Raw genomic sequence first — 1385 nt, forward strand, 5'->3', positions numbered from 1 at the left:
CCAAGAAAAGCTCCTAAGCTTCAGATAACTGGGAACCGTACCCCAAACCGACACAGGTGGTTAGGTAGAGAATACCAAGGCGCTTGAGAGAACTCGGGTGAAGGAACTAGGCAAAATGGCACCGTAACTTCGGGAGAAGGTGCGCCGGCGAAGGTGAAGGGCTTGCCCCGTAAGCTTTTGCTGGTCGAAGATACCAGGCCGCTGCGACTGTTTATTAAAAACACAGCACTCTGCAAACACGAAAGTGGACGTATAGGGTGTGACGCCTGCCCGGTGCCGGAAGGTTAATTGATGGGGTTAGCGCAAGCGAAGCTCTTGATCGAAGCCCCGGTAAACGGCGGCCGTAACTATAACGGTCCTAAGGTAGCGAAATTCCTTGTCGGGTAAGTTCCGACCTGCACGAATGGCGTAACGATGGCGGCGCTGTCTCCACCCGAGACTCAGTGAAATTGAAATCGCTGTGAAGATGCAGTGTATCCGCGGCTAGACGGAAAGACCCCGTGAACCTTTACTATAGCTTTGCACTGGACTTTGAATTTGCTTGTGTAGGATAGGTGGGAGGCTTTGAAGTGGGGACGCCAGTTCTCATGGAGCCATCCTTGAAATACCACCCTGGCAACTTTGAGGTTCTAACTCAGGTCCGTTATCCGGATCGAGGACAGTGTATGGTGGGTAGTTTGACTGGGGCGGTCTCCTCCCAAAGAGTAACGGAGGAGTACGAAGGTGCGCTCAGACCGGTCGGAAATCGGTCGTAGAGTATAAAGGCAAAAGCGCGCTTGACTGCGAGACACACACGTCGAGCAGGTACGAAAGTAGGTCTTAGTGATCCGGTGGTTCTGTATGGAAGGGCCATCGCTCAACGGATAAAAGGTACTCCGGGGATAACAGGCTGATACCGCCCAAGAGTTCATATCGACGGCGGTGTTTGGCACCTCGATGTCGGCTCATCACATCCTGGGGCTGAAGCCGGTCCCAAGGGTATGGCTGTTCGCCATTTAAAGTGGTACGCGAGCTGGGTTTAGAACGTCGTGAGACAGTTCGGTCCCTATCTGCCGTGGACGTTTGAGATTTGAGAGGGGCTGCTCCTAGTACGAGAGGACCGGAGTGGACGAACCTCTGGTGTTCCGGTTGTCACGCCAGTGGCATTGCCGGGTAGCTATGTTCGGAAGAGATAACCGCTGAAAGCATCTAAGCGGGAAACTTGCCTCAAGATGAGATCTCACTGGGATCTTGAATCCCCTAAAGGGCCGTCGAAGACTACGACGTTGATAGGTTGGGTGTGTAAGCGCTGTGAGGCGTTGAGCTAACCAATACTAATTGCCCGTGAGGCTTGACCATATAACACCCAAGCAATTTGCTTCTGCAGATTGCGGTGGTGAAGATGA

1 rRNA gene is annotated in these 1385 nt (G+C 53.0%); it reads left to right on the top strand.

The features are described from left to right. A 23S ribosomal RNA gene (locus tag ACF8GB_RS06975) occupies positions 1-1338 on the top strand; the annotation flags it as partial. Between the last annotated feature and the right edge of the window lie 47 nt (positions 1339-1385).

The organism is Pseudomonas sp. xss_4, from assembly GCF_043104125.1.
In the GTDB taxonomy this organism is placed as follows: Bacteria; Pseudomonadota; Gammaproteobacteria; order Pseudomonadales; family Pseudomonadaceae; genus Aquipseudomonas; species Aquipseudomonas parafulva_B.